This window comes from Bradyrhizobium sp. CB82, assembly GCF_029714405.1.
Lineage (GTDB): Bacteria > Pseudomonadota > Alphaproteobacteria > Rhizobiales > Xanthobacteraceae > Bradyrhizobium.
This window is the reverse complement of the sequence record NZ_CP121650.1, coordinates 8781510-8799028: the sequence shown is the minus strand read 5'-3', so window position 1 is coordinate 8799028 and position 17519 is coordinate 8781510. Positions and strand designations below refer to the sequence as shown.

Here is a 17519-nt window from a genome sequence, read left to right as displayed (position 1 = left end):
AGCGTAAATGAGTTCTTTCCGCCCTTTTGGCCTGACGGCATGTTTGGCTGCGCCCGTAGCGGTCGCGCTGCTGATCCCTGCATCGCTGTCGCCCGCCCGCGCGCAGGCCGTGGCTGCCGCGCCGACGGCCCCGCAGGCCGCTAATCCGGCGCCCGCGCCGCCGACCACGACCACCGCGACCAGCCAGCAAGAATCTCCCGGGCAGCGCGGCCTCACCGCGCGGGCCATCGACAAGGTCAAGCAGGTCGCCAAATCGGCCGGCGACATCTTTAGCCGCGTGCCGTGCCTGCCGCCCAAGGGCGGCGCGAAATCGATGGGCTCGCTGCCGCATGTCGCGAGCAAGCTGGTCGCCGGCAAGCCGGTCGTGATCGTCGCATTCGGATCGTCGTCGACGGCGGGCTTCGGTGCGAGCTCGCCCGATTTCAACTATCCCAACCGTCTCACCGCGCAGCTTCGCCGGCAATATCCGACCGCTGACATCACCGTCATCAACGCAGGTGTCGGCGGCGAGGACGCGCCCGAAATGATGAAGCGCCTCCAGAAGGAGGTGATCGACGTGCATCCGGATCTCGTGATCTGGCAGGTCGGAACCAACGCGGTGCTGCGCAACCTCGATCCGGGCGACACAGCCAAGCTCGTCGAAGACGGCATCACACGCATCCAGGCGGCCGGCGATGCCGACATCGTGCTGGTCGATCCGCAATATTCGCCGCGCGTCACCGAGCGCCCCGAAAGCGCCGGCAAGATGGTGAAGCTGCTCGGCCGCGTCGCCGAGCTCCGTCACGTCGGTATCTTCCCGCGCTTCGAGGTGATGCGCGACTGGCACGAGAAGCAGGCCATTCCGGTCGAGAGTTTCGTGATCTCCGACGGCCTGCACATGAATGATTGGGGTTACGCCTGCTTCGCGCAGCTCCTCGGCGACGACATCATCCGCTCCGTCGGCCAGATCAAGCTCGGCGTCAACGTGCCTGCCGACGTGCGGAGGTACCGGCCGATGTGAGCCGTCGTACCTCTGGCAGGTGAGCAAAGGCGCGTTAGGGCCGTGTCCACCACTCATCTAGCCAGAACGTCGGCAGAAGTGGTGGGCACGCGGAGCCTGTCATCGGGCGCGCGTTCGCGCGACCCGGTGGCTTTGCCCATCCTACGGTTCAACACAGGCCTCACGCCTTCTCCAGCGCAGCGGTGAGATCCTCGATCAGATCGTCCGCGTGCTCGAGCCCCGCGGAGAAGCGGATGAAGCCCTCGCTGATGCCGAGCGCGGCGCGGTCTTCCGGCTTCAGGCGCTGATGCGTCGTGGTGGCCGGGTGTGTCACCAGGCTCTTGGCGTCGCCGAGATTGTTGGAAATCTTGGCGAGCCTCAGCGCATTGAGCACGCGGAACGCCGCCTGCTTGCCGCCCTTGACCTCGAAGCCGACCAGCGTCGAGCCGCCGCGCATCTGCTTCTTCACCAGCGCCGCCTGCGGATGATCGGCGCGGCCGGGAAAGATCAGCCGCGAGATTTTGGGATGGCTCGCGAGCACTTCGGCGACGCGGGCTGCCGTGTCGGTCTGCGCACGCACGCGCACGCCAAGCGTCTCCAGCCCCTTGAGCAAGACCCAGGCGTTGAACGGCGAGATCGACGGCCCGGTCTGGCGCATGAAGTTATGGATGTGCTCGGCGATGAACGCTTCCGACGACAGGATGATGCCGCCGAGACACCGGCCCTGGCCGTCGATATGCTTGGTCGCGGAATAGACGACGACGTCGGCGCCTAGCGCCAGCGGGCTCTGCCAGATCGGCGTCGCGAACACGTTGTCGACGACGAGCCGCGCGCCGCCCTTGTGGGCGATCTCGGCGATGGCGGGAATGTCGAGCACGTCGAGCGTCGGATTGGTCGGGCTCTCCAGGAAGAACGTCTTGGTGTTGGGCTTGACCGCGCGCTGCCACTGATCGAGATCGAGGCCGTCGACCAGCGTGGTCTGGATGCCGTAGCGCGGCAACAGATCCTGCACCACGTAGAGGCACGAGCCGAACAGCGCCCGCGACGCCACCACGTGATCACCGGCCTTCAAGGGCGCCAGGATCGCCGTCGTCACCGCGGCCATGCCGGTCGCCGCCGAGCGGGCGGCCTCGGCGCCCTCGAGCTCGATCATGCGCTGCTCGAACATTGCGATCGTCGGGTTGGAGTAGCGCGAATAGATGAAGCCGGGGTCCTCGCCCTTGAACCGCGCCTCGCACTCCTCGGCGCTCGCGTAAACGTAACCCTGCGTGAGGAACAGCGCCTCGGACGTCTCGCCATATTGCGAGCGCAGGGTACCGGAATGGACCAGCCGGGTTTCGGGACGGTATTGTGCGGCGGACGCCGGGGACTTCGACATAGGACCTCCAATGTGACCACCTAAATGGTCACAAAAAAACCGGCCTGGATATCTCCACTGGCCGGGATCACATGGGTCCCCGGCCTGTTTAGCGATTTATTTAACGTGGCTGCAAGCCGGCCGGCTCAAATCACCACGGGATAAGTCATGCTCATATTCCGCCATGCCCTTTTCGTCAAGGCATCCATCGGATAGCGATAAAAGGTTCGTTTTTCCGCATTTTTGGATGCGTTTGACCCGAGATGAGGACCACCGGTTGACGTTCACGGTCGCCGCCGACGCCAATGGTATCCTGCCCGACCGCATGATCGCGGCGATGGCGGATGGCGGGCTCATCCTGCCCGCCTACGACTTCGTCGAGGCCCAGATCCAGCCGGCCAGCCTCGATTTGCGCCTCGGCGACATCGCCTACCGCGTGCGCGCGAGCTTCCTGCCCGGACCCGGCGCCACCGTCGCCGAGCGCATCGACGAGTTGAAGCTGCACGAGTTCAGCCTCACCGACGGCGCGGTGCTGGAGACCAACTGCGTCTACATCGTGCCGCTGCTCGAGAGCCTCGCGCTGCCGCCGGAGATCGTCGCGGCCGCCAATCCGAAAAGCTCGACCGGCCGGCTCGATGTCTTCACTCGCGTGATCGCCGACGGCACGCGGCGCTTCGACATGATCGGCGCCGGCTATCATGGCCCGCTCTATGCCGAGATCAGCCCAAAAACGTTTCCGGTGCTGGTGAGCGAGGGGTCGCGGCTCTCGCAGGTGCGCTTTCGCACCGGCGATGCCATCCTCAACATTGACGAGCTCGAGGCACTGCATGCGGCCGAGCGCCTCATCGACATCGACGAGGCCGATCTCACCGGCGGCGTCGCCGTCTCCGTCGATCTCTCCGGTGAGAAGGGCGGCGGCTTCGTCGGCTATCGTGCCAAGCGCCACACCGGCGTCGTCGATGTCGATCGCCGCGCCGGCTACGCGGTCGAGGATTTTTGGGAGCCGATCTCGGCGCGTCCGGACGGCAGCCTGATTCTCGATCCCGGCGAGTTCTATATCCTCGCGTCGAAAGAGGCCGTGCAGGTGCCGCCGGACTACGCCGCGGAGATGGTGCCGTTCGATCCGCTCGTCGGCGAATTCCGCGTGCACTATGCCGGCTTCTTCGATCCCGGCTTCGGCTATGCCGGTGCCGGTGGGCAGGGCGCCCGCGCGGTGCTCGAAGTGCGCTCGCGCGAAGTGCCTTTCATCCTCGAGCATGGCCAGATCGTCGGCCGCCTCGTCTACGAGAAGATGCTGGCGCGGCCCGATGCGATGTACGGCCAGCGCATCGGCTCCAACTACCAGGCGCAGGGCCTGAAGCTGAGCAAGCATTTCCGGGTGTAGCCACAAACTCCGCTGTCAATCCCCGCGAAAGCAGGGAATAGTACGCCGCGGCATTTCGGCTCTGGCACGAACATCTGGGAGTACCTGGATCGCCCGATCAAGTCGGGCGATGACACCTCGATGTGTGATACTCTTCGCGAGCGGAGGCGGACATGAGTGAACACCCCGAGCTCGACGCACGAATCCTCGACGATGCCGCAGATGCGCTGATCTCTTCGGATCGGGCCGGCACGATCGTCCGATGGAATCGTGCATCCTGCGCCCTGTTCGGTTTCTCCGCGCAGGAGGCGCTCGGCCAGAACCTCGACCTGATCATTCCCGAGCATTTGCGCGCCGCGCACTGGAAGGGCTTTGAGGCAGCGATGTCGAGCGGGACGATGAAGCTTGCCGGCCGGCCCACGCTGACCCGCGCGCTGCACAAGAGCGGACGCAAGCTTTACATCGAGATGACGTTTGCGCTGGTGCGGGATGCCGGCGGTGCCGTGCAGGGATCGGTGGCGATGGCGCGCGACGTGACCGAGCGGGTCGAGCGCGAGCGCGCGGCCAAGGCTGCGTCGCCGCCGCGAAGTTCGTGATGCGGAATTGCGCGAGGGACTGGCGTTCGCGCGCCATCTCGACGCACCACCATTCGATGCGAACAGCGCGCCGGCGCTGCCGGTTGCAAGCTGGCCAAGACCGCGGCTGGAAAAGGCCTATCGCAACTACGCGATGGAATATGTCCGCACCGCCGCGCCCGTGATGGTGCAATTGTTCGGACCCGAGGATGGCGGATATCTTCTGCATCTCACGGGCAAGCTGATCGGCATGCAGTATTTTGACGAGGTTGCGGCGGCGCTGGGAATGAGCCGCGGCGGCGCGACAGAGTTTGCCTCGCTCCTGAACGCGCTACTCGCGGCACAGGACGATGCGGTCGAGACGACGAGGTCCGAAGGCGCGTTCGAGATTTGCCAGCAAGGCTGGAAGCTGATGGAAGACGTCGCCGACTATCACCGCGCCTGCGCAAAAGTGTTGGAGGGGCTGTTCGAAGGGCTTGCGGCCGGGTGCGGGCGGCATATCGATGTCAGGCTGCAACCGGGTGCAGGCGGCAAGCCGCCGCTGGTGTGGAGCATCTGTTGACGAAGCTTGGGTCCACGCACTCCACCTCGCCCCGCTTGCGGGAAGCAGCTTCGACCTTCTGAATGCGCTGCCGCAGGGCACGATTGCACCGGACGCAGGAGGAATCGGCCCGTGGCGTGCTAACACGAGCCGTTCATCGCGTTCGTCCAGGGCGTGCATCAGTCAATTGACCTTGAACGTGATCATGTTGACAGACGCTCCGGCCCGATCGCCCTAGCGCTCTTCAAAAGTCTTTATCGGAGAGGAAATGTCCGACGTCGGCGTTGCCGAGATTCCGGTCGATCAGGAGGAGCGTCCCAAGCCGCCGCCATCGCGACCGGTCAAGGTTGGCGCGCCGCGCAGCGCGCTGGTCGACGGGCCGATCCTGCGCACGCTGCTCGGGCTCGCCTGGCCGAACGTGATCGGGCTGTCGGCGGGCACCTGCGTGGTGATCGCGGAAACCTCCTATATCGGTCGCCTCGGCGTGGAATCGCTCGCCGCGATGGCGCTGGTGTTTCCCTGCGTGATCCTGATGATGACGATGTCCGGCGGCGCCATGGGCGGCGCCGTGGCTTCCGCGATCGCGCGTGCGCTGGGTGCGGGCGATCGCGAGCGTGCCGGAACGCTCGCCGCGCATGCGCTCCTGATCGGCATCACCTTCGGCCTCGTCTTCATGCTGGGCATGCTGATCTTCGGGCCGCGTCTGCTCGAGCTGCTTGGCGGCCGCGGCAATGTGCTGGCGCAGGCGATCGCCTATACGCAGGTGTTCTTCGGCGGTGCGGTGCTGGCCTGGCTGCTCAATACCTTGGCCGGCGTGCTGCGCGGCACCGGCAACATGAAACTGCCGTCGCTGTTGATGCTCAATTCGGCGGTGTGCCAGATCATTTTGGGCGGCACGCTGGGTCTCGGGCTTGGGCCGATACCACAGTTCGGCATGCGCGGCGTCGCTGCCGGTGCGCTGATCGCCTACACGATCAACATCGGCGTGATGAGCTGGTACCTGTTTTCCGGCCGCGCCCGCGTCGTGCCCAAGCTGGCCGGCTTGAAAGTCCAGTGGGCGATGTTCTTCGACATCCTGAAAGTCGGTGCGGTCGCCTGCTTCTCGCCGCTGCAATCGGTGCTGACCGTCTCGATCCTCACCCACATGCTGGCGAAATTCGGTACCGCCATCCTCGCCGGTTACGGCGTCGGCGCGCGGCTCGAATTTTTGCTGATCTCGATCGCCTTCGCATTCGGCATCGCCTCGGTGCCGATGGTCGGCATGGCGATCGGCGGCGGCAAGATCGCACGCGCGCGCCGCATTGCCTGGACGGCTGGCGTGGCCGCGTTTCTCGCCGTCGGCACGCCCGCGAGCCTCGTTGCCATCTTCCCCGATCTCTGGGTCAATATCTTTACCGACAGCGCGACCGTGCGCGCGACCAGCCATCAGTATCTCTCCACCGTCGCGCCCTTCTATGCCTTCATGGGCCTCGCCACGGCAATGTATTTTTCATCGCAAGGCGCGGCTAAAGTTCTGGGGCCGGTGCTGGCGCAGACTGCGCGGCTCATCTACATCGCTGTCTGCGGTTGGTGGCTGTCGACGCATGCCGCGACCGCGCAAAGCTTCTTCTGGCTCGCGGCAAGCTCGATGGTCGTGCTTGGAACGCTCTCGTGTTCCAGCGTGGTGCTGACGCGCTGGGGGCCGCGCGCGAGCAGGGCCGAAATCCGTCCGGCGCTGTCGGCCGCCGCGGACTAAAGCGTGATGAGATCAAGTACGATCAGTCGCATGGGGACGCCTCTCCCTCCGGGAGGGTGAATCCTCGGCATCGCATCGATTCAACCAAAACCCGTCCCGCTTTAGTGATGCCTGTGGCGGCGGTGGCCGCCACCGCCGACATTCGCGAGCCGCATCAATTGTGGAATCATCGCCATGATGTCGCCGCCACCTGAGCCGCCGAGCATGCCCCTGATGTCGCCGCCGCCCACGCCCGTGCCGCTTATTGGCGCGTAGCCGCCGTAGCTATCCATCGGCATGCCGCCCAAACCGCCGCCGCCCATCATGCCGCCAAAGCCGCCATTCTCCATCATGCGGCTCATCATCGGGCCCATGGTCTTCATCAGAATGGCGAAACGGCGCTTGCCCATTTTCGCCTTCATCATCTCCAGCATCGGCGCCATCTGGGTCATCATGTCCTGACCGTCGGCGCCGCCACCGAAACCTGCCAACTGCGCGCGGGCCGGCGGGCTCGTGATGGAAAACAGCAACAGCACGGCGGCTGCCTGGCAGATCACCTTGTCAGCACCTCTCATGGCTTGCTCCTTGCATGCGTGGCGCCGCGGGGAGGGCGGAGCCAAACGGACGCACGGCGCCATGATTAGAGCCGGTGCGGAGAGGGCTCTGTGAGAATTCTCACAGAGGAACCGCTAGCCGGGGAAGGCCCTGTGCATCGCGTGCACGGCCTCTTTCGTCTGTCCCTGCACATAGGGCGCGAGCTCGTTCGGCAGCATGTCGATGATCCAGACCAGGCGGCACTTCGCTTCGCCGTCCGCGATCACCTGAACCGAGGCGCTGTAGTTCTTCAGCCGCTCGTTGTTGATCGCATAGACCAGCCGCTGCCGCGCCTCGTCGCAATCGACCAGCACTTCGCGCGCGACCGAGCCGTTGGAGAAGGTGACGATGCGCGCGTCACCGTCGAGCGTGCAGGCGGTGACGAAGCCGGGCACCAGGCGTTCGTGCAAGGCACCGAAATCACGCACCGCGTCCCACACTTTGTGTGCTGGAGCGTTGAGAGGAACGTCGTTGTGGATGGAGGCCATGGTTGAGTCCTTGATGGGGGAAGGTGGTCCTACAAGCATCCGTCATTGCGAGGAGCGAAGCGACGAAGCAATCCAGACTGTCGCCGCGGAAAGACTCTGGATTGCTTCGCTTCGCTCGCAATGACGGAGTTAGAGGCAACGCCTCACGCGCAAACCGCCTCGACATTGTTGCCATCAGGATCGATCAAGAACGCCGCGTAATAGGTCGGGCTGTAGTCCCTGCGCGGGCCGGCGCCGCCATTGTCGCGGCCCCCGGATTTCAGGCCTTCGCTGTGGAATTTCTTCACGGCGTCGTGGTCCTTGGCACGGAACGCGATGTGGGCGCCGTCGGCCTTGCGTCCCTTGTTCAGATGCAGCCAGAGCGCCGGCTTACCCTTCGGTCCGAAGCCGGCATAGCCGTCGCCGCTCGAGCACAGGACATAGCCGAGGGGACCCAGCACCGCGGTATAGAACTGCGTGCTGGCGTCGAGATCGGCAACGCGCAAGCCGATGTGGTCGTACATGATCGTCTCCATTGCAAAGCGCGCTTCGTCGTGGCGCGGCATGGAGATGACCCTAGTCAGTTGAGGGCAAGCTGCTCTTGGAGAATCTTGCGCATCCCGCGTGAGGCCTGGCGGAACTTCGTCGGGGACACGCCGGCGGCGCGATGGAAGGTGCGGACGAAGTTGGAGAGATCGCCGAAGCCAACGTCATAGGCGATGTCGGTGACCGCGATGTCATCATCGCTCAAGAGCCGCGCAGCGTGCCGCAGCCGCGAGCGCACGAGATATTGATGCGGGGTGACGCCGAGCACGCCTCTGAACAGGCGCAGGAAGTGGAAGGGACTCAAGGCCGCCTGCCGCGCGGCGTTATCGAGATCGATGTCCCGGCCCGAATTCTCATCGATCCACAGCGCGCTCTCCACCGCGCGGCGGCGGTCCCGCGCGGTCGGCGCGACCTGTTTGCGCGGTTTGCCCGAGACAACCTCGACAAAGCGCCCGGCAAAGATCTGGCCGATCTCGTCAAGTCCCAAGTCGCTGTTGCCATCTGCTGCCGTCTGGGCCAGCTCGCCCAACACCATCAGCTCAGGCAGCGGCGGCGTGGCACCGACCTGCCAGACCTCGCGCCGTCCGCCGAGGGCTTCGACGAGGTCTTCGCCGATGAAGAACGACAGGCACTCGTCGCCGCTGACATGCTCGTGCGTGCAGGTGTATTCCTCGCCGGGATGGCCGACCAGCACCGAGCCTGCCACCAGCTCGAAGAAGCCGGCCCGGCAATGGCAGCCAAAGCTGCCTTCGCGGACATAGGCGAGCGAATGGCCGGTGCGATATTCGGCAAACGGCTTGTCGTCCGGTCCCGCATCGCAGCGAAACCGCGACACCGTCATTGAAGGCGTCGTCTTCAGCGTGGTCGCTTCCATCAGACCTATCTAGGTCTGCACCCGCGGCGGGGCAACGGGCAGCAGAACCTCGAACAGCGACTTGCTGGCGACTGGATGGCCGCCCTCGAGCGAGAGCAACCGACGTTTCGACATCACCCCGCCATAAGGCGAGATCCGGTCGGGGTAGTTCCCGACCTCGAGCACGCGGTGGCAGGGCACGATGATCATGAAGGGATTCTTGCCGATCGCCTGCGCCACCGAAAGCGAGGCGCCGGAGGCGCCCAGCGCCTTGGCGACCTCGCCATAGGTACGGGTCTCCCCGCGCGGAATGTCGCGGGCGAAGTCATAGACGCGCCGATTGAAGCCGGGTACACCGCTCATGTCGAGGCTGATGTCGGGGAGATCGGCGGCCTCGCCATGCAGGAACGCAACGATGGCCTCGATCGCAAGCTCGGTATTGCCCGCCGGCCGCTGCTCGCGCGACGCGGGATGGACCTGGAAAATCCGGCGGCGGGTCGCGCCTCCGGCAATTGCACGGCCACGATCCCGGCGCCGCTCCAGACGATGCCGCAGCGGCCGATCGCCGTATCGAAAATCGCGTAAGACCGCCCCACCATGTGCACGCCCCCACTCATGCACGTCCTTAGCCGGGCAGGGATCATAACACCGCCACAATCCGACGCGCCCAAAAATCTTGCCGACACGTAAAGAAGCGTGAGGCCGACCGCGCCAAAGCGCTTGGCGTTCGGCGTCGTCTCGGCTAATCAGAGGGGGCGGACCACGCATCAAGCGGGCGTAGTTCAATGGTAGAACGGCAGCTTCCCAAGCTGCATACGAGGGTTCGATTCCCTTCGCCCGCTCCAATTGTCTGATCGGTTGAGGGCCTTGCGATGCCGGCGCGCCCTTTGATTATCCTGACCCTCGGATCTCTGTTCGGCGCAGGCGCAGCGAACGCGCAAGGCATGATGCTGACCAGTCCGGCGATCAGAGAAGGGGCAACGATCGCCAAAGAGCAAGCATTCACGGGCTTTGGCTGCAACGGCGGCAACGTCTCGCCGGCCCTGAACTGGAGCGGAGCGCCGGCGGGAACGAAAAGCTTCGCGGTCACCATGTACGATCCGGACGCACCGACAGGTCATGGCTGGTGGCATTGGCTCGTGTTCAACATCCCCGGAAACGTCGACGGCCTCCCGAAGGGGGCAGGCGACGCGAAGGCAGGGCTGATGCCGAAGGCGGTGATCCAGGGCCGCAACGACTTTGGAGCTGACGGCTATGGTGGTCCGTGTCCGCCGCCGGGCAACAAGCCGCATCGCTATCGGATCACGGTGTTCGCCCTCGACGTCGAGCGACTGCCGAACGCCACGGACGCCTCGGCATCGGCGGCGCAGATTGAGTCCGATCTCGGCTCACACACCCTCGCCAAGGCAACTCTCACCGGGCGCTATGGGCGCTGATCTGACGTCCGCGCGCCCTAAGTTGGCAGGCTCCGCAAAAACTCGATCATCGCCGCATTCACCTCGTTCGGCCGTTCCTGCTGGGTCCAGTGGCCGCAGCCGGGGAGCATCTGGATATCGCGGAGCAGCGGCACGGATTGTTTCATGTTGGCGAGATGCTCGGCGGCGCCCGGGAATGCAATGACCATGTCGTGGTCGCCGGCGATGAAGAGCGTGGGCACGGTGACCCTCACGCCTTCGAAGGCGGCCATCAGTTCCCAGTTGCGATCGACGTTGCGATAATAGTTGAGGGGGCCGCGAAATCCGCTGCGGCTGAACTCGGCGGCATAAAAATCGAGATCGGCTGCGCTGAGCCAGGACGGCAGCGGCACCGGCACGTTCGGCAGCATGCCATTCGTGCGCGACACCATGCCGACACCGACGCTCCTGCCGCTGCTCGCGGCCCTGGCGCGGAACGCGGCAGTGCCTTCGCCAGATCCGCCATAGAGCATCGCACCGAGCGTCTTCCGCGGATCCCTCTCGAATTCCGCTTCGGCCACGCCCGGCTCCTGGAAGTACAATTGATAGAACTGCGCTTCCGCCGTTTGCGGCATCAGGCTGGTCGGGGGCGCCGGGCTGCGCGGGCGGAACGGCACGCTGAGTATGGCGGCGGCACGGAAACGATCCGGCCGTAGCCGCGCCGTGTGCCAGGCGATGGTCGCGCCCCAGTCGTGTCCGACGATCGCGGCGGTCGGGGCTTCAAGTGCGTCGAGCAGTCCGACGAGGTCGCCGACGAGATGGAAGATCGTGTATTGGTCGATGGCCTTGGGCTTGTCGCTCTTGCCATAGCCGCGCATGTCGGGCGCAACGGCGCGGAAGCCGCTAGCTGCCAGCGCGGCAAGCTGATGGCGCCAGGAGTACCAGCTCTCCGGAAAGCCGTGGCAGAGCAGTACGAGCGGCCCCTCGCCCTGTTCGGCGACGTTGAGGCTGATGCCGTTGGTCCTGATTATCCGCTGCGTTGGCTGGCTCATGTAATTGCCTCGCTCATACATTGCCCCGTGCCATTCATGCATTCTAATCGGGCGTACGAGCCGCGCAAAGTTTCTAATATATTAGCCCTTCGATCCCGGCGTACGCCGCTGCCCGCGCTAAGCTTCCTCAGGCCTTGGCGGGTGCGGTCCGGTTGCCGGGCGATGTTCGGATGAGGCCAGGACCCGCACGACAATGGATCAGCAAAAGCTCGACAGGGCGATCGGTCGCCGATTGAAGACATTGAGGATGCAGGCAGGCATGACCCTGAACGAACTCGCTGCACGCTCGGGCGTCAGCCGCGCGATGATCGGGCGGGTCGAGCGTGCGCAGAGCAGCGCGACAGCGTCGCTGCTCAACAAGCTTTGCGCCGCGCTCGACGTGTCGCTGAGCGACGTGGTCGCGCTCGCCGACAAGCCGCCGGAGCGGCTGGTGCGGCTCGCCGACCAGCCACAATGGCGCGATCCCGAGAGCGGCTATCGCCGGCGTCATGCCTCGCCGACGGATGCCGCGAGCGGCATCGAGGTGATCGTCGTGGATCTGCCGGCCGGTGCGCGCGTGCCCTACAGCCCCTGGGGCCGAAACGCCTTCACCCAGCAACTCCTGATGCTGGAGGGCGCGATCTCCGTGCATATCGACGCCAAGACGCTTCGCCTGCGCGACGGCGATTGCCTCGACTTCGACGTCATGCGCGCGGTGACCTTCGAGAACGAAAGCCGGCAGGATGCGCGCTATGTCATGATCATCCGGCGCGGCGTAGCTCAAGGAAAAGCCTGATGCCGCTGATCGTGCGCAATGCCACTCTGCCACCGACATCGCGCCATGAGATGAGGAGCGTCATGCAGATCCGTACCGGCGACACCCATGATCCGCGCGTCATCGCGCTGCTCGACTATCACGTCGCGGCGGCGCGGGCGCAGACCGCGCCGGGCAGCGCCCATGCGCTCGATCTTGCCGGCCTTCGTGCGCCCGATGTCGCCTTCTGGACTGGCTGGGACGGCGAGACGCTGGTCGCGGTCGGCGCGCTGAAGGCTCTCTGCGCCTCCCACGGCGAGGTCAAGTCGATGCATACGCTCCAGACCGCGCGCCGGCGCGGTTTCGGCGCGCTCATGCTCGGCCACATCATCGCAGAGGCCCGTGCCCGCGGCATGGCGCGGCTGAGCCTGGAAACCGGGTCGTGGGATTATTTCAAGCCCGCGCACGCGCTCTACCGGGCGCACGGCTTCGTCGATTGCGGTCCGTTCGAGGGCTATGCCGAGGACCCCAACAGCCTGTTCCTGACGCTCGATCTGGCTCGGCGCTGAGCAACTCGCGACAACGACCAGGCGACCAACCGTCCCCAGCCCGTCCCTCAAAATGAGTTGCGTACCTCAGAAAACCTCTGCTAGCCTTCAGCCCATGAAGCACGACGCGCCCGCCGCGCTGACATTGAGGGACATCGCCCGCCAGGCTGGGGTCAGCCTTGCCACGGTCGACCGTGTCCTGCACAACCGGCCCGGCGTACGGCCCAACACGGTCCGGCGCGTCAAGGACGCGATCGAACGCAATTCCTTCCAGCCGCATGTTGCCGCCGCCGAGCTCGCCCGTGGCCGCGCCCGGCGCTTCGCCTTCGTGATGCCCTCGGGTCCAAACCTGTTCATGCAGCAGATCCAGTCCTATCTCGGCGAGATGACGGCCTGGCTTTCGGCTCGCCGCCTCGCGGTCGAGATGATCGCGACCGACGTGTTCGATGCGGCCGTGCTCGCATCCTCGCTGGAAGCGCTCGTCGGCACCTATGACGGCATCGCCGTGGTGGCGCTCGATCATCCCGGCGTGCGGGCGGCGATCAACGATCTCGTCGATGGCGGTGCCAAGGTGGTGACGCTCGTTTCCGACGTGCCGTCGTCGCGACGCCATCATTATGTCGGCATCGACAACATCGCAGCCGGGCGTACCGCGGGCGCGCTGGTCGGCCGGCTCGTGGGCCCAAGATCTGGTTTAAGTTCCGGCAAGGTCGCGATCGTCGCGGGCTCGCAGGGCCTGCGCGATCACGCCGAGCGCATCTTCGGCTTCAAGCAGGTGCTGGCCTCGGAGTTTGTCGAGCTAAGCGTGCTCCCGGTGCTGGAGGGGCGCGACGAGGACGAGCGCTCCTGGCAGCTATCGGCGCGCCTGCTCGCCAAACACCCTGATATCGTCGGCCTCTACAATGTCGGCGCTGGCACGCAAGGCGTTGCCAGGGCGCTGATGGAGTCCGGCCGCGACAAGCAGATCGTGTTCGTCGGACACGACGTCACGGTCCTGACGCGCAAGCTGCTGCTGCAGGGCGTGATGGATGCTGCGATCTCGCAGAACCCGGGCCACGAGGCGCGCGCCGCCGTGCGCGTGCTGCTGGCCTTGGCGCGGGGCGAGCCGATCTTGAGCGAACAGGAGAAGATCCGCATCGACATCGTGATGCGGGACAATCTGCCTTAAGGAGGCAGAACGGAAGTGTGAGGACGGCCCGCGCAAAACAGGCGACAGATCGCCAGCCGGGCCGGAAAGGGAGGACGAAACATGTTTCTCGGAATGGACATCGGCACGTCCGGTGTGAAGGCGGTGCTCGTGAGCGAAGTCGGCGCGATTGTCGCGACGGCCGCGCGCGAGCTTGCGCTGTCGCATCCTGCGCCGCTGTGGTCCGAGCAGGATCCCGACGCCTGGGTCAAAGCCGCGATCGGCGCGGTCGACGATCTCGCGGCCAGTCATCCGCACGAGGTCGCGCAGGTGCGCGGCATCGGTCTCTCCGGCCAGATGCACGGCGCGACGCTGCTCGGCGAGGACGGCCGGCCGCTGCGCCCGGCCATTCTCTGGAACGACGGCCGCTCGCATGCCGAATGCGCCAAGCTGGAGCGGCGCTGCCCGTCACTGCACGCGATTGCAGGCAATCTGGCGATGCCCGGCTTCACCGCGCCAAAGCTGTTGTGGGTCGCGGGGCACGAACCCGAGATCTTCCGGCGCGTCGCAAAAGTGCTGCTGCCGAAGGCCTATGTGCGCTACCGCCTGACTGGCGAGATGGTCGAGGACATGTCGGATGCCGCCGGCACGCTGTGGCTCGACGTCGGTCAGCGCCGCTGGTCCGCGCTTCTGCTGCACGCCACCGGCCTCGATCTGCATCACATGCCGCGGCTTGTCGAAGGCAGCGAGGTGGCCGCGACGCTCGCGCCGGAATATGCGCAGCGCTGGGGCATGGCGAGGAATGTCGTGGTTGCCGGCGGCGCCGGCGATAACGCGGCAAGCGCGATCGGGCTCGGCGCGATTGCCCCTGGCGATGCCTTCCTGTCGCTCGGTACCTCCGGCGTCATCTTCCGCGTCACTGACCGGTTTGCTCCGGCGCCTGCTTCGGCCGTGCACGCGTTCTGCCATGCGCTGCCGGGCCTCTGGCACCAGATGGGCGTGATGCTCTCGGCCGCCGCTTCGCTCGCCTGGCTTGCGAGCGTGATGGCGACGCCGACGGCCGCGCTGCTCGCGCCGCTCGGCGAGAGCGTCGATGGGCCGAGCAACATCAAGTTTTTGCCTTACCTCGATGGCGAGCGCACGCCGCACAATGATGCCGCAGCGAGCGGCGCCTTCGTCGGCTTGCGCGGCGGCAGCGGACGTGACCAGATCGTGCAGGCCGTGCTCGAAGGCGTCGCCTTCGCCGCGCGCGACAATCTTGCCGCGCTCGGCAGCGCGAGCTCGGCGATTTCGGAGGTCGATCTCGTCGGCGGCGGCTCGCGCTCGGCCTTGTGGGCGCAGATCTGCGCCGACGTGCTCGGCATCCCCGTCCATCGCGTCGAGGAAGGCGAGGTCGGGGCTGCGCTGGGTGCGGCGCGGCTTGGCCGCCTTGCCGCAACCGGCGAAGAGCCCGCCCAAGTGTGCACGCGTCCGCGGCGCCTCGCGAGCTTTGTGCCGCGCCCGTCCGCTGCTGCCGCCTATGACGACGCCTATCATCAGTGGCGAAAACTGTATCCCGCGCTGAAGGAGTTCTCCCTGTGAACGCATCCCCAAATTTCTTCGGTGCGACCGTGCCGGTCGCCTATGGCGGCACGGGCGCCAAGAGCCCGCTCGCGTTCCGCTGGTACGACAAGGACCGCATCGTTCACGGCCGCAGGCTGGAGGATCATCTGCGCTTTGCCGTCTGCTACTGGCATTCGTTCTGCTGGCCCGGCGGCGATCCCTTCGGCGGTGAGACGTTCTTGCGGCCCTGGCATCACGGCGGTGATGCCATGGCGATGGCGCGCGCCAAGGCCGATGTGGCCTTCGAGCTGTTCCGCCTGTTGGATGTGCCTTTCTTCACCTTCCACGACGTCGACGCAGCGCCCGAGGGCGCTTCGCTCGCCGAGTCGGTTGCCAACCTCAATGCCATTGCAGATCTGTTCGAACAGAAGATGGCCTCCGCCAAGGTGCGCCTGCTCTGGGGCACGGCCAATCTGTTCTCGCACCGCCGCTACATGGCGGGCGCGGCGACCAATCCCGATCCCGAGGTCTTCACCTATGCCGCCGGACAAGTGCGCGCCGCGCTCGAAGTCACGCATCGGCTCGGCGGTCAGAACTACGTGTTGTGGGGCGGGCGCGAGGGTTACGAGACGCTGCTCAACACCGATATCGGGCGCGAGCTCGACCAGCTCGGCCGCTTCGTTTCGCTGGTGGTCGAGCACAAGCACAAGATCGGCTTCAAGGGCCCTATCCTGATCGAGCCCAAGCCGAAGGAGCCGACCAAGCATCAATACGATTTCGACGTCGCCACCTGCTACGGCTTCCTCCAGCGCTATGACCTCCTCAAGGACGTCAAGCTCAACATCGAGCAGAACCACGCCATCCTCGCCGGGCACTCGTTCCAGCACGAGGTTGCGCTCGCCGAGGCCCTCGGGGTGTTCGGCTCGCTCGACATCAACCGCGGCGATGATCTGCTCGGCTGGGACACCGACCAGTTCGCGATGAACGTGGGCGAGCTCGCACTGGTGTTCCACGAGATGCTGAACTGCGGCGGCTTCAGCACGGGCGGTCTCAATTTCGATGCCAAGATCAGGCGGCAATCCATCGACCCCGACGATCTGATCCACGCCCATGTCGGCTCGATGGATGCCTGCGCGCGGGCCTTCCTCGCGGCGGCCGACATGCTCGACACGAGCGCGCTCACGACGCCGCTCGCGGAGCGCTACCAGGGTTGGGCCGGCCCCGAGGGCCGCGCCATCCTTGCCGGCCAGCGCTCACTCGCCGATCTCGCCGATCGCGCGCTGGCCCCCGGCTTCGATCCGCAGCCGCGGTCGGGCCGTCAGGAATATCTGGAATCCCTGGTCAACCGATACGTCTGAGCGAGGCTGCTGATGGCAAGCGTTGAAGCAACACGGCAGCCGGTTCTTGAATTGACCGGGATCGGCAAGGAGTTCGGCGCCATCCGCGCGCTGCACGACGTCGACATGCAAGTTTACCCGGGCGAGGTGGTCGGCCTGATGGGCGACAACGGCGCCGGCAAGTCGACGCTGGTGAAAATCATCGCCGGCAATTTCCGCCCCAGCCACGGCGAGATCCGCTTCGACGGCAATGCTGTGCATTTCCATCGGCCGATCGATGCGCGCGCCGTCGGCATCGAGGTGGTCTACCAGGACCTCGCGCTGTCAGACAATCTGACGGCGGCAGCCAACGTCTTCCTCGGCCGCGAGCTCACGCGCAAATTCGGCCCCCTCTCGCTGCTCGATCACAAGACGATGGCGGCGCGGGCGCTGGAACTGTTCGGCGAGCTGCGCTCGGAGACGCGGCCGCATGATCTCGTCAAGCAGATGTCGGGCGGCCAGCGCCAGGCGGTCGCGATCGCGCGCACCCGCCTCTCCAACGCCAAGCTCGTGATGATGGACGAGCCGACTGCGGCGATTTCGGTGCGCCAGGTCGAGCAGGTGCTGAGCCTGATCCACCGCCTGAAAGAGCAGGGCGTCGCCGTCATGCTGATCTCCCACCGCATGCCCGACGTGTTTGCGGTCTGCGACCGTGTCGTCGTGATGCGCCGTGGCGAAAAGCGCGCCGACAAGGCGATCCACGATACCAGCCCCGAGGAAGTCACCGCCCTCATTACCGGCGCGAAGGAGGCGGCATAG

17 protein-coding genes, 1 tRNA gene, 2 pseudogenes and 1 riboswitch are annotated in these 17519 nt (G+C 65.7%); of the genes and pseudogenes, 13 read left to right on the top strand and 7 right to left on the bottom strand.

Going from position 1 to position 17519, the window contains the following annotated elements:
• The first annotated feature begins 7 nt into the window (after positions 1–7).
• Positions 8–1000: an SGNH/GDSL hydrolase family protein gene (locus QA640_RS41700; protein ID WP_283038406.1), complete on the top strand. Its 993-nt coding sequence runs from the start codon at positions 8–10 to the stop codon at positions 998–1000.
• Positions 1001–1160: 160 nt separating this feature from the next.
• Here QA640_RS41700 and QA640_RS41695 read toward each other — a convergent pair whose 3' ends face one another.
• A complete protein-coding gene (locus tag QA640_RS41695; RefSeq protein ID WP_283038405.1) occupies positions 1161–2357 on the bottom strand; it encodes an O-succinylhomoserine sulfhydrylase in 1197 nt (398 codons plus the stop codon).
• Between the two features lie 67 nt (positions 2358–2424).
• A riboswitch (SAM riboswitch) is annotated at positions 2425–2504 on the bottom strand.
• A gap of 109 nt (positions 2505–2613) precedes the next feature.
• Here QA640_RS41695 and QA640_RS41690 point away from each other — a divergent pair.
• From QA640_RS41690 to QA640_RS41675, 4 genes and pseudogenes are all read left to right on the top strand, one after another.
• Positions 2614–3720 (top strand): 2'-deoxycytidine 5'-triphosphate deaminase, encoded by a 1107-nt coding sequence (locus tag QA640_RS41690; protein ID WP_283043049.1) that lies wholly within the window; start codon positions 2614–2616, stop codon positions 3718–3720.
• A gap of 152 nt (positions 3721–3872) precedes the next feature.
• Positions 3873–4295, top strand: coding sequence for a PAS domain S-box protein (locus QA640_RS41685; RefSeq protein ID WP_283038404.1), 423 nt, complete (start codon positions 3873–3875; stop codon positions 4293–4295).
• A 4-nt stretch (positions 4296–4299) separates the two neighbouring features.
• A pseudogene (locus tag QA640_RS41680) lies at positions 4300–4836 on the top strand (hypothetical protein); the annotation flags it as partial.
• Between the two features lie 247 nt (positions 4837–5083).
• Positions 5084–6550, top strand: coding sequence for an MATE family efflux transporter (locus QA640_RS41675; protein ID WP_283038403.1), 1467 nt, complete (start codon positions 5084–5086; stop codon positions 6548–6550).
• 101 nt (positions 6551–6651) lie between these two features.
• Here QA640_RS41675 and QA640_RS41670 read toward each other — a convergent pair whose 3' ends face one another.
• From QA640_RS41670 to QA640_RS41650, 5 genes and pseudogenes are all read right to left on the bottom strand, one after another.
• Positions 6652–7104 carry a hypothetical protein gene (locus tag QA640_RS41670; RefSeq protein ID WP_283038402.1) on the bottom strand — a complete coding sequence of 151 codons (453 nt, stop codon included), beginning with the start codon at positions 7102–7104 and terminating at the stop codon, positions 6652–6654.
• 114 nt (positions 7105–7218) lie between these two features.
• Complete coding sequence (locus tag QA640_RS41665; RefSeq protein ID WP_283038401.1) at positions 7219–7611, bottom strand: SRPBCC family protein; 393 nt, start codon at positions 7609–7611, stop codon at positions 7219–7221.
• A 143-nt stretch (positions 7612–7754) separates the two neighbouring features.
• Complete coding sequence (locus QA640_RS41660) at positions 7755–8114, bottom strand: VOC family protein (protein ID WP_283038400.1); 360 nt, start codon at positions 8112–8114, stop codon at positions 7755–7757.
• 56 nt (positions 8115–8170) lie between these two features.
• Positions 8171–9010 carry an AraC family transcriptional regulator gene (locus QA640_RS41655; RefSeq protein WP_283038399.1) on the bottom strand — a complete coding sequence of 280 codons (840 nt, stop codon included), beginning with the start codon at positions 9008–9010 and terminating at the stop codon, positions 8171–8173.
• A 9-nt stretch (positions 9011–9019) separates the two neighbouring features.
• Positions 9020–9588: pseudogene (locus QA640_RS41650) on the bottom strand (methylated-DNA--[protein]-cysteine S-methyltransferase).
• 172 nt (positions 9589–9760) lie between these two features.
• Between QA640_RS41650 and QA640_RS41645 the strand changes: the two are divergent.
• Positions 9761–9834: transfer RNA gene (locus tag QA640_RS41645), tRNA-Gly, on the top strand.
• A 99-nt stretch (positions 9835–9933) separates the two neighbouring features.
• On the top strand, positions 9934–10425 hold the full coding sequence (locus QA640_RS41640; protein ID WP_283043048.1) for a YbhB/YbcL family Raf kinase inhibitor-like protein: 492 nt from the start codon (positions 9934–9936) through the stop codon (positions 10423–10425).
• Positions 10426–10442: 17 nt separating this feature from the next.
• Here the strand turns inward: QA640_RS41640 and QA640_RS41635 are convergent, their stop codons facing one another.
• Positions 10443–11435, bottom strand: a complete 993-nt coding sequence (locus QA640_RS41635) for an alpha/beta hydrolase (RefSeq protein ID WP_283038398.1) — start codon at positions 11433–11435, stop codon at positions 10443–10445.
• A 259-nt stretch (positions 11436–11694) separates the two neighbouring features.
• Between QA640_RS41635 and QA640_RS41630 the strand changes: the two genes are divergently transcribed.
• The 6 genes from QA640_RS41630 (at position 11695) to QA640_RS41605 (ending at position 17519) form a co-directional block, all read left to right on the top strand.
• Complete coding sequence (locus QA640_RS41630) at positions 11695–12210, top strand: XRE family transcriptional regulator (protein ID WP_283038397.1); 516 nt, start codon at positions 11695–11697, stop codon at positions 12208–12210.
• Between the two features lie 62 nt (positions 12211–12272).
• On the top strand, positions 12273–12737 hold the full coding sequence (locus QA640_RS41625) for a GNAT family N-acetyltransferase (RefSeq protein WP_283043047.1): 465 nt from the start codon (positions 12273–12275) through the stop codon (positions 12735–12737).
• A 94-nt stretch (positions 12738–12831) separates the two neighbouring features.
• Positions 12832–13884 carry a LacI family DNA-binding transcriptional regulator gene (locus QA640_RS41620; protein ID WP_283038396.1) on the top strand — a complete coding sequence of 351 codons (1053 nt, stop codon included), beginning with the start codon at positions 12832–12834 and terminating at the stop codon, positions 13882–13884.
• A gap of 81 nt (positions 13885–13965) precedes the next feature.
• Positions 13966–15423: a xylulokinase gene (gene xylB, locus QA640_RS41615; protein ID WP_283038395.1), complete on the top strand. Its 1458-nt coding sequence runs from the start codon at positions 13966–13968 to the stop codon at positions 15421–15423.
• On the top strand, positions 15420–16742 hold the full coding sequence (xylA, locus tag QA640_RS41610; RefSeq protein ID WP_283038394.1) for a xylose isomerase: 1323 nt from the start codon (positions 15420–15422) through the stop codon (positions 16740–16742). Before xylB ends, xylA begins: the two co-directional genes overlap by 4 nt.
• Positions 16743–16754: 12 nt before the next feature.
• Positions 16755–17519, top strand: a complete 765-nt coding sequence (locus QA640_RS41605) for an ATP-binding cassette domain-containing protein (RefSeq protein WP_283038393.1) — start codon at positions 16755–16757, stop codon at positions 17517–17519.